This window comes from Streptomyces sp. NPDC004658 (assembly GCF_040609555.1).
In the GTDB taxonomy this organism is placed as follows: Bacteria; Actinomycetota; Actinomycetes; order Streptomycetales; family Streptomycetaceae; genus Streptomyces.
The window spans coordinates 1-22,429 of record NZ_JBEXKG010000127.1; the positions used below are offsets into that span (position 1 = coordinate 1).

At 70.7% G+C, this 22,429-nt stretch carries 25 protein-coding genes and 2 pseudogenes; 10 read left to right on the plus strand and 17 right to left on the minus strand.

Features of this window, described 5'->3' with window-relative positions:
* Positions 1 to 279 (minus strand): annotated as a pseudogene (locus ABZV94_RS31010) (hypothetical protein); the annotation flags it as partial.
* A 204-nt stretch (positions 280 to 483) separates the two neighbouring features.
* On the opposite strand from ABZV94_RS31010, the gene ABZV94_RS31015 reads away from it, so the two are divergent.
* The 4 genes and pseudogenes from ABZV94_RS31015 to ABZV94_RS31030 all read left to right on the plus strand — a co-directional run.
* Positions 484 to 1,284 (plus strand): ABC-2 family transporter protein, encoded by an 801-nt coding sequence (locus ABZV94_RS31015; protein ID WP_356346228.1) that lies wholly within the window; start codon positions 484 to 486, stop codon positions 1,282 to 1,284.
* A complete protein-coding gene (locus ABZV94_RS31020; RefSeq protein ID WP_356346230.1) occupies positions 1,277 to 2,116 on the plus strand; it encodes an ABC transporter permease in 840 nt (279 codons plus the stop codon). The genes ABZV94_RS31015 and ABZV94_RS31020 overlap by 8 nt, the downstream gene beginning before the upstream one ends.
* A 13-nt stretch (positions 2,117 to 2,129) precedes the next feature.
* Positions 2,130 to 3,134 (plus strand): ATP-binding cassette domain-containing protein, encoded by a 1,005-nt coding sequence (locus ABZV94_RS31025; RefSeq protein ID WP_356346265.1) that lies wholly within the window; start codon positions 2,130 to 2,132, stop codon positions 3,132 to 3,134.
* Between the two features lie 9 nt (positions 3,135 to 3,143).
* A pseudogene (locus ABZV94_RS31030) lies at positions 3,144 to 3,800 on the plus strand (DUF1707 domain-containing protein); the annotation flags it as partial.
* An 80-nt stretch (positions 3,801 to 3,880) separates the two neighbouring features.
* On the opposite strand, the gene ABZV94_RS31035 reads toward ABZV94_RS31030, so the two are convergent.
* From ABZV94_RS31035 to ABZV94_RS31045, 3 genes are all read right to left on the minus strand, one after another.
* Positions 3,881 to 4,273, minus strand: coding sequence for a hypothetical protein (locus ABZV94_RS31035; RefSeq protein ID WP_356346232.1), 393 nt, complete (start codon positions 4,271 to 4,273; stop codon positions 3,881 to 3,883).
* 114 nt (positions 4,274 to 4,387) lie between these two features.
* Positions 4,388 to 5,122, minus strand: coding sequence for a ribonuclease PH (gene rph / locus ABZV94_RS31040; RefSeq protein ID WP_356346234.1), 735 nt, complete (start codon positions 5,120 to 5,122; stop codon positions 4,388 to 4,390).
* A gap of 78 nt (positions 5,123 to 5,200) precedes the next feature.
* Positions 5,201 to 5,434 (minus strand): glucose PTS transporter subunit EIIB, encoded by a 234-nt coding sequence (locus tag ABZV94_RS31045; RefSeq protein WP_014672981.1) that lies wholly within the window; start codon positions 5,432 to 5,434, stop codon positions 5,201 to 5,203.
* Between the two features lie 155 nt (positions 5,435 to 5,589).
* On the opposite strand from ABZV94_RS31045, the gene ABZV94_RS31050 reads away from it, so the two are divergent.
* A complete protein-coding gene (locus tag ABZV94_RS31050; RefSeq protein WP_356346236.1) occupies positions 5,590 to 6,891 on the plus strand; it encodes a PTS transporter subunit EIIC in 1,302 nt (433 codons plus the stop codon).
* 174 nt (positions 6,892 to 7,065) lie between these two features.
* A complete protein-coding gene (locus ABZV94_RS31055) occupies positions 7,066 to 8,328 on the plus strand; it encodes a PTS transporter subunit EIIC (RefSeq protein WP_356346238.1) in 1,263 nt (420 codons plus the stop codon).
* A 70-nt stretch (positions 8,329 to 8,398) separates the two neighbouring features.
* Here ABZV94_RS31055 and ABZV94_RS31060 read toward each other — a convergent pair whose 3' ends face one another.
* A complete protein-coding gene (locus ABZV94_RS31060) occupies positions 8,399 to 9,151 on the minus strand; it encodes an MBL fold metallo-hydrolase (protein WP_356346239.1) in 753 nt (250 codons plus the stop codon).
* A 237-nt stretch (positions 9,152 to 9,388) separates the two neighbouring features.
* Here ABZV94_RS31060 and ABZV94_RS31065 point away from each other — a divergent pair, with 237 nt between their 5' ends.
* Positions 9,389 to 9,847 (plus strand): type II toxin-antitoxin system PemK/MazF family toxin, encoded by a 459-nt coding sequence (locus tag ABZV94_RS31065; protein ID WP_356346241.1) that lies wholly within the window; start codon positions 9,389 to 9,391, stop codon positions 9,845 to 9,847.
* Between the two features lie 7 nt (positions 9,848 to 9,854).
* Here ABZV94_RS31065 and ABZV94_RS31070 read toward each other — a convergent pair whose 3' ends face one another.
* The 8 genes from ABZV94_RS31070 to clpS all read right to left on the minus strand — a co-directional run bounded on the left by ABZV94_RS31070 (position 9,855) and on the right by clpS (position 15,231).
* A complete protein-coding gene (locus tag ABZV94_RS31070; RefSeq protein ID WP_356346243.1) occupies positions 9,855 to 10,316 on the minus strand; it encodes a hypothetical protein in 462 nt (153 codons plus the stop codon).
* A 109-nt stretch (positions 10,317 to 10,425) separates the two neighbouring features.
* Positions 10,426 to 11,376 carry a cysteine synthase gene (locus ABZV94_RS31075; RefSeq protein WP_356346245.1) on the minus strand — a complete coding sequence of 317 codons (951 nt, stop codon included), beginning with the start codon at positions 11,374 to 11,376 and terminating at the stop codon, positions 10,426 to 10,428.
* A 17-nt stretch (positions 11,377 to 11,393) separates the two neighbouring features.
* A complete protein-coding gene (locus ABZV94_RS31080; protein WP_014672988.1) occupies positions 11,394 to 11,672 on the minus strand; it encodes a MoaD/ThiS family protein in 279 nt (92 codons plus the stop codon).
* A gap of 88 nt (positions 11,673 to 11,760) precedes the next feature.
* Positions 11,761 to 11,856, minus strand: coding sequence for a putative leader peptide (locus ABZV94_RS31085; protein WP_309550412.1), 96 nt, complete (start codon positions 11,854 to 11,856; stop codon positions 11,761 to 11,763).
* 79 nt (positions 11,857 to 11,935) lie between these two features.
* Positions 11,936 to 12,358 carry a M67 family metallopeptidase gene (locus ABZV94_RS31090; RefSeq protein WP_356346247.1) on the minus strand — a complete coding sequence of 141 codons (423 nt, stop codon included), beginning with the start codon at positions 12,356 to 12,358 and terminating at the stop codon, positions 11,936 to 11,938.
* Between the two features lie 190 nt (positions 12,359 to 12,548).
* Positions 12,549 to 13,967, minus strand: coding sequence for an amino acid permease (locus ABZV94_RS31095; protein WP_356346249.1), 1,419 nt, complete (start codon positions 13,965 to 13,967; stop codon positions 12,549 to 12,551).
* Between the two features lie 330 nt (positions 13,968 to 14,297).
* Entirely contained in the window at positions 14,298 to 14,903 is a 606-nt protein-coding gene (locus tag ABZV94_RS31100; RefSeq protein WP_356346251.1) for a DUF2017 domain-containing protein, read from the minus strand.
* Between the two features lie 10 nt (positions 14,904 to 14,913).
* Complete coding sequence (clpS, locus tag ABZV94_RS31105; RefSeq protein WP_188290919.1) at positions 14,914 to 15,231, minus strand: ATP-dependent Clp protease adapter ClpS; 318 nt, start codon at positions 15,229 to 15,231, stop codon at positions 14,914 to 14,916.
* A gap of 57 nt (positions 15,232 to 15,288) precedes the next feature.
* Here clpS and ABZV94_RS31110 point away from each other — a divergent pair, with 57 nt between their 5' ends.
* Positions 15,289 to 16,635 (plus strand): nicotinate phosphoribosyltransferase, encoded by a 1,347-nt coding sequence (locus ABZV94_RS31110; protein ID WP_356346253.1) that lies wholly within the window; start codon positions 15,289 to 15,291, stop codon positions 16,633 to 16,635.
* Positions 16,636 to 16,730: 95 nt separating this feature from the next.
* Positions 16,731 to 17,324, plus strand: a complete 594-nt coding sequence (locus ABZV94_RS31115) for an isochorismatase family protein (protein ID WP_014672996.1) — start codon at positions 16,731 to 16,733, stop codon at positions 17,322 to 17,324.
* Between the two features lie 9 nt (positions 17,325 to 17,333).
* Here the strand turns inward: ABZV94_RS31115 and ABZV94_RS31120 are convergent, their stop codons facing one another.
* Together ABZV94_RS31120 and ABZV94_RS31125 are read right to left on the minus strand one after the other, a co-directional pair.
* On the minus strand, positions 17,334 to 17,654 hold the full coding sequence (locus tag ABZV94_RS31120; RefSeq protein ID WP_356346255.1) for a hypothetical protein: 321 nt from the start codon (positions 17,652 to 17,654) through the stop codon (positions 17,334 to 17,336).
* Between the two features lie 121 nt (positions 17,655 to 17,775).
* Positions 17,776 to 20,133 carry an immune inhibitor A domain-containing protein gene (locus tag ABZV94_RS31125; protein ID WP_356346257.1) on the minus strand — a complete coding sequence of 786 codons (2,358 nt, stop codon included), beginning with the start codon at positions 20,131 to 20,133 and terminating at the stop codon, positions 17,776 to 17,778.
* A gap of 360 nt (positions 20,134 to 20,493) precedes the next feature.
* On the opposite strand from ABZV94_RS31125, the gene ABZV94_RS31130 reads away from it, so the two are divergent.
* Positions 20,494 to 20,730, plus strand: a complete 237-nt coding sequence (locus ABZV94_RS31130) for a hypothetical protein (protein WP_356346259.1) — start codon at positions 20,494 to 20,496, stop codon at positions 20,728 to 20,730.
* 94 nt (positions 20,731 to 20,824) lie between these two features.
* On the opposite strand, the gene ABZV94_RS31135 is transcribed toward ABZV94_RS31130, so the two are convergent.
* A complete protein-coding gene (locus tag ABZV94_RS31135; protein WP_356346261.1) occupies positions 20,825 to 21,505 on the minus strand; it encodes an RDD family protein in 681 nt (226 codons plus the stop codon).
* Between the two features lie 65 nt (positions 21,506 to 21,570).
* Positions 21,571 to 22,429: RDD family protein (locus ABZV94_RS31140; RefSeq protein ID WP_356346263.1), on the minus strand; the 859-nt coding region annotated here is incomplete at its 5' end.

The window sequence follows — 22,429 nt, forward strand, 5'->3', positions numbered from 1 at the left end:
CCCGGAAGCGCCCTCGGCCCGCACGCCGCCGTCGCCGCTCCCGGCGTCCTGGGTGCGCCCGCCCTCGCTGCCCCTGCCTGCGCTCTCGGCGCGCTCACCGCCGTCGCCCCTGCCGGGGCCCCCGGCGCGTGCACCGGTGTCGCTCCTGGTGCCCCCCGCGGGATCCGATGGTGCGCTGCTGGGTTCGCGGCCTCCCGGGTTTCCGGGGCCTTCAGCCGGCAGCGGCTTTTCCGGTGCCACGCCTTCGTTCGGCTGCTGCGGCTGCGGCTCGTCGCTCATGTCGTGCACGGACTCCTGTTTCGCGTCGTACGTTCCCGTACGCCTCGTACGCTTCTGCGCTCCCCCTGTTTGAAGACTCTCGCACCTGGCGTTCCGTTCCCGGATTCCAGCACGCTTCCGACCGGAAATCGCGTGGCCGGCCGCCGGGCCTCCGGACTAGGCTCCTGCGCTTCGGTGTCGAGCGGTCCGAGGAGGTCGACTGGCGTGGGCGCGGGACGGTTGTACGCGGCCGTGGCGACAGGGGGATTCAGACGGTACGCGACCTACCGGGCCGCCACTGCGGCAGGGGTGTTCACGAACACCGTCTTCGGGATCATCCTCGTCTACACGTACCGCGCCTTGTGGGAGGAGAGGCCGCGTCTCGGCGGGTACGACCAGGCGCAGGCCGTGACGTACGTCTGGCTGGGGCAGGCGTTCTTGTCGACCCTCGCCATCGGGGGCGGCGGCGTCGAGGACGAGTTGATGGAACGCATCCGTACGGGGGACGTGGCGATCGACCTGTACCGGCCCGTGGATCTGCAGTTGTGGTGGCTGGCGGCGGATCTCGGCCGGGCGTGCTTCCAGCTGCTGGGCCGCGGCGTGGTCCCGTTCGTGTTCGGCGCGCTGTGCTTCCCGGTGTACCTGCCGTCGGACGCCGGCACCTGGGCGGCGTTCCTGGTCGCCGTCGTCCTCGCCATGCTGGTCGGCTTCGGCATCCGCTACCTGGTGGCGCTGAGCGCGTTCTGGCTGCTGGACGGCACCGGTGTGGCGCAGATGGCGTGGCTGCTGGGCTTCTTCTGCTCGGGCATGCTGCTGCCGCTGAACGTGTTCCCGGGCGCGCTCGGTGACGTCGTCCGGGTCCTGCCCTGGTCGTCCCTGTTGCAGGCCCCGGCGGACATCCTGCTGGGGCACGCGGACCCGTTGCCCACCTATCTCTTCCAGGCGGCGTGGGCGGTGGCGCTGCTGGGGGCCGGGCGGCTGGTGCAGTCGGCGGCGGCGCGGCGGGTGGTGGTGCAGGGTGGCTGAGAGCCAGGTCCTGGGGCCGGCCCGCCGGCTGGCCGAGGGCGTGCGGGCGTACCGGCTGATCGCGGGGATGTGGGTGCGTTCCACGATGGCCTACCGCGCGTCGTTCGCCATGACGACGTTCGGGAACTTCGCGGCGACCTTCCTCGACTTCGTCGCGATCATGCTGATGTTCTCGCGGGTGGACGCCCTGGGCGGCTATCCGTTGCCCGAGGTGGCGTTCCTGTACGGCCTGTCCGCCGCCTCCTTCGGGCTGGCGGACCTGGTGATCGGGTCGATGGACCGGCTGGGCCGGCGGGTCCGGGACGGCACGCTGGACACCCTGCTGGTGCGGCCGGCGCCGGTGCTGGCGCAGGTGGCGGCCGACCGGTTCGCGCTCAGGCGGCTGGGCCGGGTGACGCAGGGGTCGCTGGTGCTGGGCTGGTCGCTGACCCGGGTGGACATCGACTGGACGGCGGGCAGGCTGCTGCTGATGCCGGTGATGGTGGTGAGCGGCTGCGGCATCTTCTGCGCGGTGTTCGTGGCGGGCGCGGCGTTCCAGTTCGTGGCGCAGGACGCCTCGGAGGTGCAGAACGCGTTCACCTACGGCGGTACGACGCTGCTCCAGTATCCGCCGACGGTGTTCGCGAAGGAGCTGGTGCGGGGGGTGACCTTCGTGCTGCCGCTGGCCTTCGTCAACTGGCTGCCCGCGACGTACGTGCTGGGGCGGCCGTATCCGCTGGGGCTGCCGGAGTGGAGCGCGTTCACTCCCCCGCTGGTGGCGGTCGCCTGCTGTGCGCTCGCGGGGCTGGCCTGGCGGGCGGGACTTCGTTCGTACCGCAGTACAGGGAGCTAGCGTGAGTGACTTCATCGCAGGGGACGGCGGCGCCGCGGGGGACGACCGCGTCGCGGGGGACGACTTCATCGCACTGGAGGGGGTCGAGAAGGTCTTCGAGGTGCGCCGCAGGACCGGGTTCCTGCGGCGGGAGCGGCGCGAGGTGCGGGCGGTGGACGCGCTCTCGTTCACCGTGGCGCGCGGTGAGATGGTCGGGTACATCGGGCCGAACGGCGCCGGGAAGTCGACCACGATCAAGATGCTGACCGGCATCCTGACGCCGAGTGCCGGGCGGCTGCGGGTGGCGGGCATCGATCCGGCGCGGGAGCGGTCGCGGCTCGCGCACCGGATCGGGGTGGTGTTCGGGCAGCGGACCACGCTCTGGTGGGACCTGCCGCTGGTCGACTCCTACCGGCTGGCGCACCGCATGTACCGCATCCCGGACGCCCGTTACCGCGAGAACCTCGACCGTCTGGTGGAACTGCTGGACCTGGGCGCCCTGTTGGACGTACCGGTGCGGCAGCTGTCGCTGGGGCAGCGGATGCGCGGCGACATCGCGGCGGCGCTGCTGCACGACCCGGACGTGCTGTACCTGGACGAGCCGACGATCGGCCTGGACGTCGTGTCGAAGGCCAGGGTGCGGGAGTTCCTGCGGCAGGTGAACGCCGAGCGCGGCACGACGGTGCTGCTCACCACGCACGACCTCCAGGACATCGAGCAGTTGTGCAACCGGGTGATGGTGATCGACCAGGGGCGGCTGGTGTACGACGGCCCGCTCGCGGGGCTGCACGAGGTCGGCGAGAGCGAGCGGACGCTGGTGGTGGACCTGGAGCGGGAGTTGCCGCCGGTTCAGGTGCCGTCGGCGCGGGTGGTGCGGGTGGAGGGCCCCCGGCAGTGGCTGGCGTTCCCTGCGGGGCAGTCGGCGGCGCCGGTCGTCGCGGATCTGGCCGCCCGGTACCCGCTGGTGGACCTGTCGGTGCGGGAGCCGGACATCGAGGCCGTCATCGCCAGGATGTACGCCGAGAAGGCGGTCTCGTAGGCTGCCGGCATGAGCGACGACGCAGCCCCGGACCTCCGTGCGTCCGACGCCGACCGTGACCGGGTCGCCGAGGTCCTGCGGGACGCCCTGGCCGAGGGGCGGCTCGACATGGAGGAGTTCGACGAGCGGCTGGAGGCGGCCTACAAGGCGCGGACGTACGGCGAGCTGGCGCCGCTGACCCGCGACCTGCCGGTGCCGGGCGCCGGCGCGCCGGCCCGTGCCGTCTCCTTCGTCAAGGACCCGGCGGCCGGCGGCGGTTGGGCGGGGCGGATCACCGGCGGCGAGGGGTCCTCGACGGGCGCGGTGGCGATCCTGTCGGGGTTCGAGCGCAGGGGCCGCTGGACGGTGCCGAGGCGGTTCTCGTGCTTCGCCTTCATGGGCGGCGGCGACATCGACCTGCGGGAGGCGAACTTCGCGGCCGGCGAGGTCGAGATCCACTGCGTGGCGATCATGGGTGGGGTCCAGGTGATCGTGCCGCCCGGCGTCGAGGTCGTCGTACGCGGCATCGGCGTGATGGGCGGCTTCGAGCACCCGCGGGACGACGGCCCGCCCGACCCGGGCGCTCCCCGCGTGATCATCGGCGGTGTCGCGTTCTGGGGCGGCGTGGGCGTGGCGCGCAAACTCCCGCGGGGGGAGCGCAAACGCCTGAAGGCACAGCGCGAGCGCGCTCCGAAGGGGCGCGGCGAACTGCGCGGTTAGCCGTAGCGGGCCCTCGGCGACGGGCGGCCGGCGCCGGGGGCGCTCCCCTACGACGTGCAGACCTTGGTCAGCTCTCCCGCCGCGTCCGTCACCGGGCTGACGTCCGGTGTCTCGTCGCCGTTCCGGATGGCCGTACGCACGTTGCCGACCGCCTTGTCCAGGTCGTCCACGGCCTTGTTGACATCGGTGTTGTCCGTCTTGTCGCCGATCTTCCGCAGACTCCTCTCGATGGAGTCGAGCGACTCGTCGGCCTGGGAGGGGTCGTTCGCCGCGTTCTCAACGGCCTGCTGGAGGTCGGTGACGTTGTCGGCGATGGTGTCGGCGGTCTGCACGCAGTCCAGCGCCTTGTCCACGGCGTCGCAGCCGGTCGTGAGGCCGGCGGCGAGCGCGGCGGTCGCTACGGCGGCGACAACGGTGAGTCGGCGTCGTCTGGCGGCCATGGTGGTGTCCCTCCCCTGGTACGGCTGGCCGGGCGCACGCCGGTGAGCGTGCGCCCGTACCCACTGGGACGCCGCCGGGGTCGGCCGGGTTGCCCCTCGGCCTTGGGGACTTCTTTACGCGCGCGTGGCCGCCAGTGCCGCCTGCTGGATCACGGCCAGTTCGCGGCAGCCGGTGACGGCGAGGTCGAGCAGGGCGTCGAGTTCCTCGCGGGCGAACGGCGCGGCCTCCGCGGTGCCCTGGACCTCGACGAAGCGGCCGTCGCCGGTGCAGACGACGTTCATGTCGGTGTCGGCGCGGACGTCCTCCTCGTAGCAGAGGTCGAGCAGCGGGACCCCGCCGACGATGCCCACGGAGACGGCGCTCACGGTGCCGGTGAGCGGCTGCCGGCCGGCCTTGATCAGCTTCTTGCCCTGGGCCCAGGCGACGGCGTCGGCCAGCGCGACGTAGGCGCCGGTGATGGCCGCCGTACGCGTGCCGCCGTCGGCCTGGAGGACGTCGCAGTCGAGGACGATGGTGTTCTCGCCGAGCGCCTTGTAGTCGATGACGGCGCGCAGGGAGCGGCCGATGAGCCGGGAGATCTCGTGGGTGCGGCCGCCGATCTTGCCCTTGACGGACTCGCGGTCGCCGCGGGTGTTGGTGGCGCGGGGCAGCATGGCGTACTCCGCGGTGACCCAGCCCTCGCCGCTGCCCTTGCGCCAGCGCGGGACGCCCTCGGTGACGGAGGCGGTGCAGAAGACCTTGGTGTCGCCGAAGGAGACGAGGACGGAGCCCTCGGCGTGCTTGCTCCATCCGCGTTCGATGGTGACGGTGCGGAGCTGTTCGGGAGTACGGCCGTCGATGCGAGACATGGCGATGAGCCTAGCCGCACAGGAGGAAGGGGCTCCTCCGGCGTCGGGAAGAGCCCCTTGGGGGTGAACCGGTGCGGCTCACATCATGTCTTCGATCTCCGCGGCGATCGGGTCGGCGTCGGTGCCGATGACGACCTGGATGGCCGTGCCCATCTTGACGACGCCGTGGGCGCCGGCGGCCTTCAGGGCGGCCTCGTCGACCAGAGCGGGGTCGGACACCTCGGTGCGCAGCCGGGTGATGCAGCCCTCGATCTCCTCGATGTTGTCGATGCCACCGAGCCCGGCGACGATCTTCTCAGCCTTGCTGGCCATGTTCCTTCTCCCTGCTCCGAACCGCTTTGTCGCAGTAACCCACAGTTGGCCCATCTTCGCGAGCGGTCATGCCGTCCGTGCCGAATGATGGCGATCACGACAGCGGAACCGTCCGCCGACTGGTCTACACCACCGTGGGGGAGGTCGCCAAACCCATGAGCGCCGAGAGCACGGTCAGCCCCGTCCGCGCCCGCTGGAACCGCACCTTCCAGGGCCTGCAGAAGATGGGCCGCAGCCTCCAGCTCCCCATCGCGGTGCTGCCGGCGGCGGGCATCCTGAACCGGCTCGGCCAGCCCGATGTGTTCGGGTCCGCCGGTCTGGGCTGGACCGGCGTCTCGAAGGTGATGAAGGGCGCGGGCGGCGCCCTGCTCGACGGCTCGCTCGGCCTGCCCCTGCTGTTCTGCGTGGGGGTCGCGATCGGGATGGCGAAGAAGGCGGACGGCTCGACGGCGCTGGCGGCGGTGGTCGGCTTCCTCGTCTACTACAGCGTCCTGCACCAGTTCCCGCAGCGGTGTCCGGGCGGGTCCACGGCGGTGGCGGACGTGGGCTGCCAGGTGAGTTCCGGCGCGGGGGTGGGTTCGGTGACGCCGTTCACGTTCCAGAACCCCGGGGTGTTCGGCGGCATCGTGATGGGGCTGCTCGCGGCTTTCTTCTGGGCGCGGTACCACCGCACGCGGCTGGTGGACTGGCTGGGCTTCTTCAACGGCCGCCGGCTGGTGCCGATCATCATGGCGTTCGTGGGCATCGCGTTCGCGGCGCTGTGCCTGTGGGTCTGGCCGCCGGTCGGCGACGCGCTGGAGAGCTTCAGCCACTGGCTGCGGGACGCGGGCGCCTGGGGTGCCGGTGTCTTCGGCGTCGCCAACCGGGCGCTTCTCGTGATCGGCCTGCACCAGTTCCTGAACGTGCCCATCTGGTTCCAGTTCGGCACGTACACGCCGCCGGGCGGCAAGCCCGTGCACGGCGACATCAACATGTTCCTCGCCGGGGACCCGGACGCCGGCCAGTTCACCTCGGGCTTCTTCCCGATCATGATGTTCGCGCTGCCGGCCGCGGCGCTGGCCATCACGCACTGCGCGCGGCCGGAGCGGCGCAAGGAGGTGGGGGGCCTGATGCTCTCGGTCGCGCTGACCTCGTTCGTGACCGGCATCACCGAGCCGCTGGAGTACTCCTTCCTGTTCATCGCGCCCGCGCTGTACGCCGTCCACGCGGTGCTGACCGGTGTCTCGATGGCGGTGACCTGGGCGCTCGGGGTGCACGACGGGTTCAGCTTCTCCGCGGGGCTGATCGACTACGTGATCAACTGGAACCTGGCGACGAGACCGTGGGCGATCATCCCGATCGGCCTGTGCTTCGCGGCCGTGTACTACCTGGTCTTCCGCGTCGCGATCACCCGGTTCGACCTCAGGACGCCGGGGCGGGAGCCGGCGGAGGAGGTGGAGGACGTCACCAAGGTCTGAGGGCGGACACCGGTCGGAGAGCACACAGCGCGTAGTGCCGCGGTAGCGGATCCGCGGGTTCCTTATGCCGCCTTCATCGTGCTACAACAGGTCTACACCACAGGTGGTGTAGACCAGAGACGCTGCCGTCCCCTTCCATGGTTCCCGGGCGGCGCCTTGCCCGATGGAGGAAGTATGAGCACCGCCACCGAGACGGCGGCCCCGGCGGCCAAGCCGGGGAAGAAGCGGGGAGCAGGCCTGTTCCAAGGCTTGCAGAAGGTCGGTCGCAGCCTACAGCTCCCGATCGCCGTGCTGCCCGCGGCGGGCATCATGGTCCGCCTCGGCCAGCCCGACATCTTCGGCAAGGACGGCCTGGGCTGGGACAAGGTCGCCGCCGTGTTCAACAACGCGGGCGGCGCGCTCACCGGCTCCCTGCCGCTGCTGTTCTGCATAGGTGTGGCCATCGGCTTCGCCAAGAAGTCCGACGGTTCCACGGCCCTCGCCGCGGTGGTCGGCTTCCTCGTCTACAGCAAGGTCCTCCAGGCCTTCCCGCTGACCGAGCAGCACATCGAAAAGGGCAAGATCGTCGAGGCGACGTACAACGACCCCGGCGTCCTCGGCGGCATCATCATGGGCCTGCTCGCGGCCGTGCTGTGGCAGCGGTTCCACCGCACGAAGCTCGTCGACTGGCTCGGCTTCTTCAACGGCCGCCGGCTCGTGCCGATCATCACGGCCTTCGTCGGCATCGTGCTGGGCGTCTTCTTCGGCCTCGTCTGGGAGCCGATCGGCGACGGCATCGCGCACTTCGGCGAGTGGATGACCGGTCTCGGGGCGGGCGGCGCGGCCCTGTTCGGCGCGGTGAACCGCGCCCTCATCCCGGTCGGCATGCACCAGTTCGTCAACACCGTGGCGTGGTTCCAGCTCGGCGACTTCAAGAACGCCTCGGGCGAGATCGTGCACGGCGACATCACCCGGTTCCTCGCCGGTGACCCGTCCGCCGGTCTCTTCCAGACCGGTTTCTTCCCGATCATGATGTTCGGTCTGCCGGCCGCCGCGCTCGCCATCGCCCACTGCGCCCGTCCCGAGCGCCGCAAGGCGGTGCTCGGCATGATGGTCTCGCTCGCGCTGACCTCCTTCGTCACCGGCGTCACCGAGCCGATCGAGTTCTCCTTCATGTTCGTCGCACCGCTGCTCTACGTCCTGCACGCCGTGCTCACCGCGGTGTCGATGGCGGTCACGTGGGGCCTGGGCGCGCACGCCGGGTTCAACTTCTCCGCCGGGCTGATCGACTACGTCCTCAACTGGCACCTGGCGACCAAGCCGTGGCTGATCATCCCGGTCGGTCTCGTCTTCGGCGTGATCTACTACGTGACCTTCCGGTTCGCCATCCTCAAGTTCGACCTGAAGACCCCGGGCCGTGAGCCCGAGGACGAGGTCGAGGACCTGGCCAAGGCGTGAGGCCGGCCGCCACGGCGTGAACAGGCCCCCGGAGCTCCGGCTCCGGGGGCCTCTTCGTCTGCGTGGGGCGTCAGATCTCGTACGTCTGTCGCGGCGCGGCCAGGTGCACCGGCCCGGTGAACACCTCACGGGCGTCCCGCAGGTTCACCCCGGGGTCGGTCCACGGCGGGATGTGGGTGAGGACGAGCCGCCGCGCGCCCGCGCGGGCCGCCGTCTGCCCCGCCTCCCTGCCGTTGAGGTGCAGGTCGGGAATGCTCTCCTTGCCGTGCGTGAACGCGGCCTCGCACAGGAACAGGTCGGTGTCCCGGGCCAGCTCGTCCAGCGCCGCGGTGACGCCCGTGTCGCCGGAGTACGTCAGGGACTTCCCGCCGTGCTCGACGCGGATGCCGTACGCCTCCACGGGGTGGCGGACCCGCTCGGTGTGCACGGTGAACGGGCCGATCTCGAACGTGGACGGCTTGACCGTGTGGAAGTCGAAGACCTCGCTCATCGAGGAGGCGGAGGGGGTGTCCGCGTAGGCCGTGGTCAGGCGGTGCTCGGTGCCCTCGGGGCCGTAGACCGGGATGGGGTCGCAGCGACCGCCGTCGTGGCGGTAGTAGCGCGCCACGAAGTACCCGAGCATGTCGATGCAGTGATCGGCGTGCAGATGGCTGAGGAAGATCGCGTCGAGGTCGTAGAGACCGCAGTGGCGCTGCAACTCGCCGAGGGCGCCGTTGCCCATGTCGAGGAGCAGCCGGAAGCCGTCGGCCTCGACGAGGTAGCTCGAACAGGCCGATTCCGCGGACGGGAACGACCCCGAGCAGCCGACGACGGTGAGCTTCATGAAGCAGAAACCTCCGTTGGCGGGTATCCGGTGGGCGGGACGTAAACCCCTTGCGGGGCGGGGGCTGTCGGGGGTCGTGCGGTCCGTCGAGCGTAAGGCGCAAAAGCGCGGGTCGCTCCTCCGCCAGGGGCCGTTGTGGGCGAACTCACCTGTGCTGTCACCGCTTCGGCTGGATGCGGGGCGCACAAGATGGAAAGAGGGCGCGCGATGTTCGGCGCGCGCCGGTAACGTCGTCGTATGGACACGTCCTGGTGGCTGGCGCTCGCGGCGGTGGTACTGCTCGCGCTGGTCGCCACGCTCGTCGACGGCTGGGGCCGCGGGCACCGGCCCGGCGGACGACGCCTGCGGCCCCCGGGACGGCCGGGCCCGCGGACGGCACACGCCGCACGGCCGGCCCCGGGCGACATCTGGTGGGCGCAGGTCCCCTACGAGGACCGGGCCGAGGCCAGGGACCGGCCCTGCCTGGTGCTGGCCGTGCGCGGCGACCGGGCCACCGTCGCGAAGATCACCAGCAAGTACCACGACGAGCGCTGCGGGGTGATCCCGCTGCCGCCGGGCGCGGTCGGCGACGCCCAGGGGCGACCCAGCTTCCTGGAGACCGACGAGCTGCGCGAGGTCCCGGTGGACGGCTTCCGCCGCCGGGTGGGCGTGGTCGACCCGGTCCTGTGGGACCAGGTACGGCACCTGGCGGGTTGAAGACGCCTCAGCGCACGCGCACGGTGACCGTCCAGTCCTCGATGCCCTGGCAGGAGACCTGGCCCGGTGCGGTCGGCTGGGCGCACAGCGGGCGGGACGACGTGAGCCTCACCGTGCCGGCGGCCACCGCCTGGTACGCGGCGGTGGCGTCACCCGGCTGGAGTACGAAGCCCGCGTTGATGGCCTTCAGGCCCGTACCGCTCGCGGCGACCGGTTTCCAGGGGCGCGCCCGGGTGCCGTCCAGGGTCAGCCGGACCTCGCCGCCCTCAGTCACGCAGACGGTACGGCCGTGATCGGCGGCCGTCAGCTCCACGTGGCCGGTGCAGTCGCCGGCGGACCGGGTGGGCGACGGCGTGCCGGTGCCGGCCGGCGCCGACACCTTGTCGCTGCTCCCGGTGTCCTGCTGGGAGCCGCAGCCCGCGAGGAGCAGCGCTGCCGCCGCGGGGGCGAGGAGCGTCGTACGGCGCATGGGGTCCGCCTTTCTGCCGGAGTCCTGGTACGGATGTGACGTACCACCGGCGCGCGCGGATCCGCCGCCAGGGCCTGTCCGACACGGCGGGCATGCGCCGGACAGCCCCTCAGGCCCAGAGCTGGCCCTGGAGTGTCGCGATGGCCTCTTCCGTCGTGGCCGCCGTGTACACGCCGGTGGACAGGTACTTCCAGCCGCCGTCGGCCACGATGAAGACGATGTCGGCGCTCTCGCCCGCCTTGACGGCCTTCCGGCCGACGCCGATCGCCGCGTGCAGGGCGGCGCCGGTGGAGACGCCCGCGAAGATGCCCTCCTGCTGGAGGAGTTCGCGGGTGCGGGTGACCGCGTCGGCCGAGCCGACCGAGAACCGGGTGGTCAGGACGGAGGCGTCGTACAGCTCGGGGACGAAGCCCTCGTCGAGGTTGCGCAGGCCGTAGACCAGGTCGTCGTAGCGCGGTTCGGCGGCGACGATCTGGACGCCCGGCTTGTGCTCGCGCAGATAGCGGCCGACACCCATGAGGGTGCCGGTGGTGCCGAGGCCCGCGACGAAGTGGGTGATCGACGGGAGGTCGGCGAGGATCTCGGGGCCGGTGGTGGCGTAGTGGGCGCCCGCGTTGTCCGGGTTGCCGTACTGGTAGAGCATCACCCAGTCGGGGTGCTCGGCGGCCAGTTCCTTGGCGACGCGCACGGCGGTGTTGGAGCCGCCGGCGGCCGGCGAGGAGATGATCTCGGCGCCCCACATGCCGAGCAGGTCCCGGCGCTCCTGGGAGGTGTTCTCCGGCATCACGCACACCATCCGGTAGCCCTTGAGCTTGGCCGCCATGGCGAGGGAGATGCCGGTGTTGCCGGAGGTGGGTTCGAGGATCGTGCAGCCCGGGGTCAGCCGGCCGTCCTTCTCCGCCTGCTCGATCATGTGCAGGGCGGGCCGGTCCTTGACCGAGCCGGTGGGGTTGCGGTCCTCCAGCTTCGCCCAGATCCGGACGTCCGGGGCCGGCGAAAGCCGCGGCAGGCGCACCAGAGGGGTGTTGCCCACCGCGGCCAGCGGGGAGTCGTAGCGCATCGCTGGTCAGCGACCGATCAGCGCATGCCGCCGGCGACGGCCGGCAGGATCGTGACGTTGTCGCCGTCGGACAGCTTGGTGTTGATGCCGTCCAGGAAGCGGACGTCCTCGTCGTTGAGGTACACGTTGACGAAGCGGCGCAGCTGGTCGCCGTCCACGATGCGGGCCTGGATGCCCGCGTGCCGCGACTCCAGGTCGGCGAACAGCTCGGCGAGGGTGCTCCCGTTGCCCTCCACCGCCTTCTGACCGTCGGTGTACTGGCGGAGGATGGTGGGGATGCGGACCTCGATGGCCATGGTTGCGGGCTCCTGTCAGGAAGTGTCGGAAGGTGTGGGCGCGCGGCGGGGCACGCCGCGGCTCACGGCCGTACGGCGGCGGGGAACGTCAACAGATGGCGCTGTTCAGCCTGCACAGATCGACGTGCAGCCGCGCCACGAGCAGCGTGCCCGGCGCCTTCTCGCTCACGTCGTTCAGAACCATGGGCTCATCGTATCGATTCCCGGTCCGGATCCCGGAGTGTGATTCCACATCCCGGACGAAATCCGCCCGGGTGCTGAGATCAGTACGCCTCGACGACCTTGACCTCCTCCTCGGTGACCTCCCCTTCCAGGATGCGGAAGGAGCGGAACTGGAACTCTCCGACGCCGTCGGTGTCGGCGGTGGACACCAGGACGTAGTGCGCGCCGGGCTCGTTGGCGTAGCTGATGTCGGTCCGGGAGGGGTACGCCTCGGTCGCGGTGTGGGAGTGGTAGATGATCACCGGCTCCTCGTCGCGGTCGTCCAGCTCGCGGTAGAGCTTGAGCAGGTCCTGCGAGTCGAACTCGTAGAAGGTGGGCGAGCGGGCCGCGTTGAGCATCGGGATGAAGCGCTCGGGGCGGCCGGAGCCCACCGGCCCGGCGACCACGCCGCACGCCTCGTCGGGGTGGTCCTCGCGCGCGTGGGCGACGATCTGGTCGTAGAGCGCCTGGGTGATGGTCAGCATGGGGGTCAGGATAAGCAGAGGGGCCGTCCCGTACCGAGGGGTGGTACGGGACGGCCCACATGGCGGACGTCCTGAGCGGCGGCCGCCGGGGGCGCCACGAGAGCTCCCGGCGGCCGGACGTCCTTTCCGGAGGGTCTTCCGGGGTCGTCCCCGGGGTCCTCCGGGGCCTTCCCTGGTGTCTTTCCGGTGGTCAGCCCACCTTCTCGAACTCCGGCTCGCGGCGGTCCGCGATGGACGGCGTCCGGGACTTCAGCACCAGCCAGCCGATGCCGAGGGCGACCGCCCAGACCGCCATCACGTACAGGCAGACGCGGGAGTCGGCGTCGTAGGCGATCAGGCCGGTGACGAAGAGCAGGAAGGCGATGGCGATGTACGAGCACACCGCGCCGCCGGGCGCCGGGAAGGAGCTGGTGGGCAGCCGGCCGGCGTCGACCGCGCGGCGGTACATGACGTGGCTGATCAGGATCATCAGCCAGGTCCAGATGCCGGCCGCGGTGGCGACGGAGGTGACGTAGCCGAAGGCCTTCTCCGGGACGACGTAGTTCAGGACCACGCCGATGCCCATGAACAGCACCGAGACGGTGATGCCGAGCGCGGGGGTCTTGCTGGCCGACAGCTTCGAGAAGACCCGCGGGGCCTCGCCGTTGTCGGCGAGGGTGCGCAGCATGCGGCCGGTGGAGTACATGCCCGAGTTGCAGGACGACAGCGCCGCGGTGAGCACCACGAAGTTGACGATGCCCGCGCCGGCCGGGATGCCGATGACCGCGAACGCCTTCACGAAGGGGCTGACGCCCGGCGCGAACTCGGTCCACTTCACCACGCACAGGATGACGGTGAGGGCACCGACGTAGAACAGCGCGATGCGCCAGGGCAGCGTGTTGATGGCCTTCGGGAGGGTCTTCTCCGGGTTCTCCGACTCGCCGGCGGTGACGCCGACCAGCTCGACGGCGAGGTAGGCGAACATCACGCCCTGGAGCGTCATCAGCGAGGAGCCGATGCCCTTGGGGAAGAAGCCGTCGAACTGCCACAGGTTCGCCACGTGCGCGGTGTCACCGGCGGCGCTGAAGCCGAAGGTGAGCACACCGAGGCCGATCACGATCATGCCGATCAGGGCGGTGACCTTGACCATGGAGAACCAGAACTCGATCTCGCCGAACAGCTTCACCGAGATCAGGTTGGCCACGAACAGGACGACCAGGAAGACCAGGGCCGTCACCCACTGCGGGATGGCCGGGAACCAGTAGTGGACGTAGATCGCGGCGGCCGTCAGCTCGGCCATGCCGGTCACGACCCACATCAGCCAGTACGTCCAGCCGGTGAAGTAACCGAAGAACGGGCCGAGGAACTCCCGGGAGTACTCGGCGAAGGAGCCGGAGACCGGGCGGTAGAGCAGCAGTTCGCCCAGGGCCCGCATGATGAAGAAGATGATCACGCCGGCGAGGGCGTACATCAGGATGAGGCTGGGACCGGCCTTGGCGATGTTCGCCCCGGCTCCCAGGAAGAGCCCGACGCCGATGGCGCCGCCGATGGCGATCATCTGGACCTGACGGCTGCCGAGCCCGCGCTCGTACCCCTCCTCAGGGGCGGTGGTGACCTTCTCAGAGGTCATGTGTGGTGCGCCTTTCTCCATGCCGACCCGGGCCTTTCGTCGGCCTCGGATCGGGTCTCGATCCCCCCGGATGATGGAGTTGTCTGCCTGGCCGACGGTCGTCGGCTCGGTGGCGCACCCGGCCGAACGTGGGTGGTGTCGGCCGGGCGGTCGTGAAGATTTATCACGGCCGCAATATTGATCACAGGGGCGCGATGTGGCGCATCACACAGGTAAAAGCGGACAAAGAGCGCTCGAATGCGGCAAATCCGGCCACAAAGGTGACGGGATCGTTATCCGGATTTGAGCGTCCTCTGAGCGAACACTTCCGCGTGGGCAAAACCGTACGAACTACGGCATCAGGGTGGTCACCAGGGTCTCCTGGAGCCCGCCGAGCCACAGGTACGCCATCACCATCGGCTTGCGCGGGTCCTCGTCCGGGAGCCGGTAGAGCAGGTCGGTGTCGTCCTCGTCGGTGATCTCCAGCCGGGACCCGATCGCCAGCCGCAGGTCGTTGAGGGCGCCGAGCCACTGCCGGGACTCCTGCGGGGACAGCTTGAGCACCGCCCCGCCCTCGTCGACCGGGGCCAGCGCGTCCAGGCTGCGGATCACCGCGAGCGCGTTCTCCCGCTTGCCGGCGCGCAGGTCGTTCTCGGTGAAGCGGCGGAACTCGGCGGAGTGCGCCCGTCGCTCCTCGGCCTCGGCCGGCGAGGCGGGGGGTTCCTCAGGGTCGCTGTAGGCGTCCGGGAAGAGCCTGCGGAGCACCGGGTCGGCGGGCGGCTCGCTCGGCCCGTCCGCGAACAGCTCGGCGAGCGGGTCGTCCGGGGCGTCGGCGCCGGGTCCCGGGCCGATGAGCTCCAGGAGCTGGACGGCCAGCGACCGGATGATGGAGATCTCGACGTCGTCGAGGGCGACGGCCGCGCCGCCGCCGGGGAGCGGTTCGAAGTGTCCGGGCATCTGCGTGCGTTTACTTCCGGTCCTGCTGGAGGGTGGCCCACAGACCGTAGCCGTGCATCGCCTGCACGTCGCGCTCCATCTCCTCGCGGGTCCCGCTGGAGACGACCGCCCGGCCCTTGTGGTGGACGTCGAGCATGAGCTTGGTGGCCTTGTCCTTGGAGTAGCCGAAGTACGTCTGGAAGACGTAGGTCACATAGCTCATGAGGTTGACCGGGTCGTTGTGCACGATCGTGACCCAGGGGACGTCGGGCTCGGGTACGGCGAAGACCTCCTCCGCCGACTCGGTGCGTTCGATCTCTACGGGCGCGGGTGACGTCACACAGCCCATGCTGCCACGGCCCCCATAAATCGTCACACCGACGAAAAGGGAGTACGATTCCTCGTCATGAACACAGCGGACCTTGGGCTGCCGGTGGACGTTCCCTCGACAGCGCTCTTCACGGACCAGTACGAGCTGACGATGCTGCGCGCCGCCCTGAAGGCCGGTACGGCCGAACGGCGGAGCGTGTTCGAGGTCTTCACCCGCCGGCTGCCGGACGGGCGCCGCTACGGCGTGGTGGCCGGCACCGGCCGCGTCCTGGACGCGGTGGAGAACTTCCGCTTCGACTCGGGCGTCCTCGGCTTCCTGCGCGAGCGGGACATCGTCGACGAGGAGACCCTGCGGTGGCTCGCCGACTACCGCTTCGGCGGGGACATCTGGGGCTACCCCGAGGGCGAGGTGTACTTCCCGGGATCGCCGATCATGCGCGTCGAGGGCAGCTTCGCCGAGTGCGTCCTGCTGGAGACCGTGATCCTCTCCATCCTCAACCACGACTCCGCCATCGCCGCCGCCGCCTCCCGGATGGCCTCCGCCGCCGGCGACCGCCCGCTGATCGAGATGGGCGCCCGCCGCACCCACGAGCTGGCCGCGGTGGCCGCCGCCCGCGCCGCCTACGTCGGCGGCTTCGCGACCACCTCCGACCTGGCCGCCGGCTTCCGCTACGGCATCCCGACCGTCGGCACCTCCGCCCACGCCTTCACCCTGCTCCACGACCGCGAGCGGGACGCCTTCCGGGCCCAGGTCGACACCCTCGGCCGGGGCACGACCCTCCTGGTGGACACCTACGACGTCGCCGAGGCCGTCCGCACGGCGGTGGAGGTGGCCGGCCCCGAGCTGGGCGCGGTCCGCATCGACTCCGGCGACCTGCTGCTGGTGGCCCACCGGGTGCGCCAGCAGCTGGACGAGCTGGGCGCGACCGACACGAAGATCATCGTGACCTCCGACCTGGACGAGTACGCCATCGCCTCACTGGCCGCCGCGCCGGTGGACGCCTACGGCGTCGGCACCCAGCTGGTGACCGGCTCCGGACACCCGACCTCCTCCATGGTCTACAAGCTGGTCGCCCGCGCCGAGTCCGCCGACCCGAAGGCGCCGCTGCTGCCGGTCGCGAAGAAGTCCAGCGGCGGCAAGACGTCCGTCGGGGGCCGCAAGTGGGCGGCGCGCCGGCTGGACGCGGACGGGGTCGCGGAGGCCGAGGTCGTCGGCACCGGGCCGGTCCCGGCCGAGCTGGCCGACCGGCAGCTGCTGGTGCAGCTGGTCAAGGGCGGCGAGATCGTCGCCCGGGAGCCGCTGGACGTGCCCCGGGACCGCCACATCGCGGCCCGCGCGAACCTGCCGCTCTCCGCTACTCAGCTGTCCAGGGGGGAACCCGTCATTCCGACGGAGTACGTCCACGGGCGCTCGGGTAGCTAGAGCGGGACCCCCGTCCGCCCCTCGACGCCCCCTCCCGCAGGAGCCCGGAATTCTCTAGGCTCAGTTACTTCACTCTCAGTCGAAGGACACCCACCATGCGCCGCGCCTTGATCGTCGTAGACGTGCAGAACGACTTCTGCGAGGGAGGCAGCCTCGCGGTGGCCGGCGGTGCCGACGTGGCCGCCGCCATCACCGAGCTGATCGGCCAGGCGGCGGGCACCGGGTACCGGCATGTGGTGGCCACCCGCGACCACCACATCGCGCCCGGCGGCCACTTCGCGGACAACCCCGACTACGTCCGCTCCTGGCCCGCGCACTGCGTCGCGGGCACGGAGGGCGTGGGCTTCCACCCGAACTTCGCCCCGGCCGTCGCCTCCGGCGCGGTGGACGCCGTGTTCGACAAGGGTGCGTACGCGGCCGCGTACAGCGGCTTCGAGGGCACCGACGAGAACGGCGTCCCCCTCGCCGACTGGCTGCGCGCCCGGGAGATCACGGAGGTGGACGTGGTGGGCATCGCCACGGACCACTGCGTACGGGCCACGGCCCTGGACGCCGCGCGGGAGGGCTTCCGCACCCAGGTCCTCCTGGATCTGACCGCCGGGGTGGCGGGCGAGACCACCGAGCGCGCCCTGGAGGAGCTCCGGGAAGCGGGCGTGGAGCTCACCGGCAAGCCCGTGGTGAGCGGCTAGGCCCTGTCGTCACCGCACCACCGCCGGTCCGCGCAGCAGCGCGCGGATCGGGTGCCACAGCTCGTTCACGATGACACCGTTGTCGGCGGGGGCCGTGCGCCATATCAGGCCGTCGGGATGGTGCAGGACCGCCGTGATCTCGTCCGGCGTCGGAGGCTCGGCGTTCCCCCGCAGGTAGATCGCCCGCAGGCCCAGGTTCCGGAGCCTGGTCAGGGCCCGGGCGCGGTTCTGGGCGTGCACGAGAACCCGCACCCCGGGGGAGCCGTAGGGCAGGTTCAGCGCCACCACCACCGTGCCGTTCGGCAGCTTGCAGAAGCCTCCAGCGGCCATGCGGTCACATCCCCGTTCCGGTCGGTGTCAATAAGCGGTCCACAGGACGCACCTAAACACGACCGGCGGCAACCCGCCAAGGGGTTGCCGCCGATACGCCTGTGACCTGCGGTGATGCGGACTACTTCACCGCGGGGCCGACCTTGAGCTGGATCGTGGAGCCGTCCTTGGCCTCCTTGACGATCGTGATCTTGGTGTTGGTGTCAGTGACCTTCACCCCGCCCGTCGGGTTCGACGGGTCGTAGTAGGTGCTGGTGTGGTCGTTGAAGACCCGGACGCCCTTCGAGCCCTTGATCTTCAGCGCGACGTCGGCCTTGTGCAGGGTGATGCCGTCCGTGGCGTAGAGGCTGAACGGCGAGTCGTAGGCCTGGATGCGGTTGCGCACCAGCGTGCCGTCGGTCCACTTCAGCGCCTTCGGGTGCGAGTCGACCGGCAGGATCAGACCGGTGCCCGGGTGGCCGTTCGCGGAGTTCGTGTTGTTGTCCGCCTGGGAGGTGTCCCACTTCCAGATCAGCAGGCCGTTCTGGTACGGGTAGTGCTCCACCCAGTCCGGGCGCGACGCGAAGCCGAAGTTGTACGGGCCGGTCTTCAGCGTCTTGTCGTACGACACGTACTGCCGGTTCTCGGCGATGTAGTACTGCTTGTAGTCCTTGGTGAAGGACGCGCCGATGCGGGAGAAGCCGTCCGCGGTCCAACCGGCGTCCGCGGTCTCGGCGTTGTCCGAGAACAGCGGGGTGCCGTCGGCGGTCACGGCGATCTCGTCGGCCGTGAAGCCGTTCTCCGCGACACCGCCGTCGGTGGCGTAACGGAAGCGCAGGTCGATCTTCTTGCCCGCGTAGGCGTCGAGGGGGAACACCAGCTTCTTGTGCGTCTGCGAGAAGCCGCTCAGCGCCGGCTTGCCGCTGGCGTCCTTCGGCAGGGCCTGGCCGTCGGCCGTGCCGTCCAGCGCGGTCCAGTTGGCGCCGCCGTCGGTCGAGACCTCGGTGTAGACGTAGTCGTAACCGGCCTCGGTGGCCCACCAGCCGTCCAGGGTCAGGCTCGCGGAGGACTTGCCGGTCAGGTCCACCGAACGGGTCAGCGTGTTCTTCAGGTTGTTGCCGCTGCCGCTCCACCACTGGGTGGCGCCCTGCGCCGGCTCGGTGATGGTGGTGGTGACCGCCTTGTCCGGCAGGGTCACCACGAGGGCCTGCTTGTCCCAGGTGTTGTACTCGGCGACGCCCAGCTTGTGCGTGGACTGCTTGCCGGCCTTGGCGGTGTCGTAGTTGAGCCAGCCCAGCTGGAGCTTGTCCCAGGCGTTCATGTCGCCCGGCAGGTCGCCGATGGACTCCTTGCCGGTGCCGAGCCAGGAGCCGGAGGACATCAGCGTCCAGAAGCCGGTGGAGTTGTCGCCGCCGGCGGTGTCGTACTCGTCCGGCAGGCCGAGGTCGTGGCCGTACTCGTGGGCGAAGACGCCGAGGCCGCCGTTCTCCGGCTGGATGGTGTAGTCGCCGACCCAGATGCCGGTGTCGCCGACCTGCGTGCCGCCGAGCTTGTTGTTCTCGGGGCCGGTGGCGCCGGCGTCGGTGCCGAAGGCGTACCAGCGGTGGGCCCAGATCGCGTTCTCGCCCTCGGCGCCGCCGCCGGCGGACTCGTCCTCACCGGCGTGCACGATCTGGAAGTGGTCGACGTAGCCGTCCGGCTCGTTGAAGTTGCCGTCGCCGTCGTAGTCGTACCGGTCCCACTGGTCGTACTTGGCGAGGTCCTTCTTGATGTCGGCGTCGGTGCGGCCGGCCTTCTTCTGCTGGGCGACCCAGGCGTTCAGGCCGTCGCTGACGACGTTCCACACGCTCGGGCAGTTGGTGTCGCCGCAGGCGTTGTTGCCGTAACGGGCCTCGTTGTAGGGGACCTTGACCCAGTCGGTGACCTCACCGGAGACGGAGTAGCGGCCCGAGGACTGCTTCTCGTAGTACTTCTTCAGCGACTCGGTCTTCTTGCCGGTGCCGAAGTAGAGGTCCTGGTAGTGCTTCTGGTTGTAGTCCTTCTGCCAGGCCGTCGAGTTGTCCTTCTTGCGGTCCGGCGCGGCGATCTTGTTGTGCAGCGGGCCCGGGGTGCCGCCGAACTTGGGGTCGGTCTTGTCCCCGAACTCCACCAGGATCGTGAAGATCTTGTCGGTCTTCTCGCGGCTCAGTTCGACGTACTTGCTCTGGCCCTTGCGGCTCTTGAGCTCGACGACCTTGGAGCCGTTGCGGTCCTTCGCGGTGGCCTTGCCCGCTATGAGCTGGTTCAGGGCCTCCTTGCGCTGAGCCTCCTGGGTCTTGCTCAGGGGGCCGTCCAGGTCGTGCGCGCGCTGCTTCACCGGAGCCGGGTCGTGCCGGTTGGCGGCGGCGTTCCGGGCCTGGGTGCTCGCCTCCGCGACGGCGAAGGTGGCGAACGTGGCGGAGGCCGCCGCGAGCGTCACACCGATGGCGGCCGCTCTGAACGTCCAGGATCTGCTGGTCACTTGAGTTCCTCCCCCGCGCCGCGCACACGGACAGAGGGTTCCGGGTCATGGAGGAATCCGTGCGCGCACGATCAACGCGTGTAGTCAAGTGACGACATTTGACTAGAGGTTTAGCTGAAAAGACAGACCTTGACTTGAGCAGGACAAGTGCACTATGCGGAGGTGACGTCCGCTTTACGGACGCGTGTCACCCGGCCAACGGGCGCAGGGGAACGCCCGTTTGGCCGGGACGATGACTCCATGCGCCCCCTGTGCACCGGTACCGTGGGTTAGGTCACGCTTACCGGGCGTCCCGCTCGGGCATGCAGGCCAACAGAGTGGCACCCCCAACTTCCGAAGACTGCCGAGGACACGATTGCCATGCCTCGTCCGACCGCCGCACAGCTCGCCTACGGTTCCTGCACCGTGATCTTCTCGACGCTCGCCATGCTGCTGCTGTCCCAGACGAGTTCGGGCCCCGGGGTCGCCGTCATCGCCCTCGCGGCACTCGCGCTGGGTCTGCTGGTCGCCCTGACGGTCCCCGTCCCCGGGGCGCGCGCGGAACGGGCGCCCGCCGAGCCCGTCGCGGAGGAGGAGCGCGTCCCCACGACCCTGTGAGCGGACAGGGACACGGCACGCAGAGCTGCGGCAGTGGCGGTTCCGGGCCTCCCGGGACCGCCACTGCCGTACGAGCACCCTTCGGTGGGGTGGCTCAACCGGTGCTGACCACCACCGTCTTGGCCGCCTTGTCGTGCAGGCCCTGTTTGTACGGCTTGTCGAAGAAGCTCCACCCGCCGGAGATCGCCGTCCAGATGCAGGCGCAGCAGAAGGCGAACGGCACCCACAGCACCAGGGAGCGGATCAGCATGGTCTGCACGGAGGGCGTGGCACCGTTCTCCAGGTTGGCCACCCGCAGACCGAGCCACTTCTTGCCGAGGGTCTGCCCCGACCTGGTCATCATGAAGGTGTCGTACGCGATGTAGAGCACGGCCGCGATGAAGGACTGGGCGAGGGACCTGCCGACCTGGGCGCGCTCACTGTCGAGCGTGTACGCGCTCACCCCGACCGCCCAGGTGAGCAGCAGCACGACGACGCCGACCAGGATCATGTCGATGATGCGCGCGAGCGTCCGCTTGCCGCTGTCGGCGAGCGGGGGCATGCCGGCCAGCGGGTCGGCGGGGTAGCCGCCGGGGCCGTAGGGGCCGCCGCCGTAGGGACCGCCCGGCCCGCCGCCGTAGGGGCCGCCCTCGCCGCCGCCGGGCGGAGGGGGCTGGGCGCCGCCGTACGGGGCGTCGTACGGCGAGCCCGAGCCCTGGTCCGACGGGGGCCGCTTCCTGAAGGGGTCGTCCTCGGGGGGCTGCTCTCCGGAGCCGGGGGGCGGTTCGCTGCTCATGGCCCGAGTGGAACCCGAAGATCCCGGCTCCGCATCCGGCAGACGGCCGGACGGAGTACGCGCGCTCAGCCGGCCACGAAGGTGTGGGCCGCCTTGTCGTGCCAGCACTGGTGCCAGGGCCGGTCGAACAGGCACCACAGCACGCCCACGAGCCCGACGACCAGCAGGCCGGGCACGCTGAGGACCAGCCAGCGGCGCAGCGCCGCGCCGAACGCCGGGGGCTCGTGCGCCTCGATGTCCCGGACCTGGAGACCGCACAGCTTCTTGCCGAGGGTGCGGCCCCACCTGACCGTGGGCAGCACCTCGTACAGGACACCCGCCAGGAGCAGGACGCCGACGACGATGCCGAGGCTGGTACCGGTCGTGCCGTCGAGCAGCCAGACCGTGACCTCGCGGCCGGAGAGCCGGGCGGCGTCGATCTTCTGCTGGACGTGGTCCACGGCCCGGATGCCGAGCGGGACCGCCGCGGCGGCCGTCACGGCGCCGATGGCCAGCAGGTCGATCAGCCGCGCGGCGAGCCGCTTGCCGAGTCCGGCGGGGCGGGCGGCGGCCTGCCGGCGGGCGGCGGCCTGGAACGGGTCCTCCACCGGAGGCTTCCACGGCGCCACGGGCTGCTCGTCGCCGCCCCCGGCCAGCTGGTGCACCTGCTGCGCCCAGGAGGCCTGCCCGCCACCGGGCCCGCTGGTCAGCGGGGTGACGGGGGCACCCGCCTGGTGGGGCACCGAGGGGGCCGCGGGGGCGGGGGCGGCCGGGGAGGGCTGAGGCGCGGGCGAAGGCTGCGGGATGGACGGTGACCTGGGCACCTGGGCCGCCGGGGAGGGCTGGGGGATGGACGGGGGCGGCGGTTGCTGGGTGCCCGGGAAGGGCTGCGGGGCCGCCGGTGCCTGCGGGCCCTGGGCCGCCGGGGGTGTCGGTGCGGCGGCG

Coding starts and splice junctions, on each gene's coding strand:
- ABZV94_RS31035 (WP_356346232.1), bottom strand. CDS start 4,273: ATGGCCGCCAGACGACGCCGACTCACCGTTGTCGCCGCCGTAGCGACC.
- rph (WP_356346234.1), bottom strand. CDS start 5,122: ATGTCTCGCATCGACGGCCGTACTCCCGAACAGCTCCGCACCGTCACC.
- ABZV94_RS31045 (WP_014672981.1), bottom strand. CDS start 5,434: ATGGCCAGCAAGGCTGAGAAGATCGTCGCCGGGCTCGGTGGCATCGAC.
- ABZV94_RS31050 (WP_356346236.1), top strand. CDS start 5,590: ATGAGCGCCGAGAGCACGGTCAGCCCCGTCCGCGCCCGCTGGAACCGC.
- ABZV94_RS31055 (WP_356346238.1), top strand. CDS start 7,066: ATGAGCACCGCCACCGAGACGGCGGCCCCGGCGGCCAAGCCGGGGAAG.
- ABZV94_RS31060 (WP_356346239.1), bottom strand. CDS start 9,151: ATGAAGCTCACCGTCGTCGGCTGCTCGGGGTCGTTCCCGTCCGCGGAA.
- ABZV94_RS31065 (WP_356346241.1), top strand. CDS start 9,389: ATGGACACGTCCTGGTGGCTGGCGCTCGCGGCGGTGGTACTGCTCGCG.
- ABZV94_RS31070 (WP_356346243.1), bottom strand. CDS start 10,316: ATGCGCCGTACGACGCTCCTCGCCCCCGCGGCGGCAGCGCTGCTCCTC.
- ABZV94_RS31075 (WP_356346245.1), bottom strand. CDS start 11,376: ATGCGCTACGACTCCCCGCTGGCCGCGGTGGGCAACACCCCTCTGGTG.
- ABZV94_RS31080 (WP_014672988.1), bottom strand. CDS start 11,672: ATGGCCATCGAGGTCCGCATCCCCACCATCCTCCGCCAGTACACCGAC.
- ABZV94_RS31085 (WP_309550412.1), bottom strand. CDS start 11,856: ATGGTTCTGAACGACGTGAGCGAGAAGGCGCCGGGCACGCTGCTCGTG.
- ABZV94_RS31090 (WP_356346247.1), bottom strand. CDS start 12,358: ATGCTGACCATCACCCAGGCGCTCTACGACCAGATCGTCGCCCACGCG.
- ABZV94_RS31095 (WP_356346249.1), bottom strand. CDS start 13,967: ATGACCTCTGAGAAGGTCACCACCGCCCCTGAGGAGGGGTACGAGCGC.
- ABZV94_RS31100 (WP_356346251.1), bottom strand. CDS start 14,903: ATGCCCGGACACTTCGAACCGCTCCCCGGCGGCGGCGCGGCCGTCGCC.
- clpS (WP_188290919.1), bottom strand. CDS start 15,231: ATGGGCTGTGTGACGTCACCCGCGCCCGTAGAGATCGAACGCACCGAG.
- ABZV94_RS31110 (WP_356346253.1), top strand. CDS start 15,289: ATGAACACAGCGGACCTTGGGCTGCCGGTGGACGTTCCCTCGACAGCG.
- ABZV94_RS31115 (WP_014672996.1), top strand. CDS start 16,731: ATGCGCCGCGCCTTGATCGTCGTAGACGTGCAGAACGACTTCTGCGAG.
- ABZV94_RS31120 (WP_356346255.1), bottom strand. CDS start 17,654: ATGGCCGCTGGAGGCTTCTGCAAGCTGCCGAACGGCACGGTGGTGGTG.
- ABZV94_RS31130 (WP_356346259.1), top strand. CDS start 20,494: ATGCCTCGTCCGACCGCCGCACAGCTCGCCTACGGTTCCTGCACCGTG.
- ABZV94_RS31135 (WP_356346261.1), bottom strand. CDS start 21,505: ATGAGCAGCGAACCGCCCCCCGGCTCCGGAGAGCAGCCCCCCGAGGAC.